Source organism: Bacillus sp. SIMBA_005, from assembly GCF_046535585.1.
GTDB lineage: Bacteria > Bacillota > Bacilli > Bacillales > Bacillaceae > Bacillus > Bacillus pumilus.
Genome location: NZ_JAWRWI010000281.1, coordinates 1 through 278, shown reverse-complemented (window position 1 = coordinate 278; position 278 = coordinate 1). Strand labels below are relative to the sequence as shown.

1 protein-coding gene is annotated in these 278 nt (G+C 72.7%); it reads left to right on the top strand.

Annotated features, from left to right (window positions below; all coding sequences use genetic code 11):
- The coding region (locus SB660_RS20115) for a hypothetical protein (protein ID WP_410584060.1) at nt 1–198 on the top strand (198 nt) is incomplete at its 5' end.
- Nucleotides 199–278 lie beyond the last annotated feature (80 nt).

The window sequence follows — 278 nt, the reverse complement described above, 5'->3', positions numbered from 1 at the left end:
CTCGCGCTGCTCTCCCCCATCGTCGCGACGGTCCTGGGAACGCTCGTCGCCGGAGAGGCCTTCACGCCCATCCAGGCTCTCGGGTTCACCATCACCCTCGGCGCGCTGGTACTCGGCCAGGTCTTCGCCCGTCAGGCGAGGCTCGTCGCACCGCCCGCCGAGCCGGCGGCGGCGCCGGCACTGGTCGCTCCGCGCTGAGAGGGGCTCAGCCCTTGCCGAAGAGCTTCTGGATCTCGGCGAGGTCGGCCTCGCTGGGAGCGGCCTGAGCTGCTCCCCCA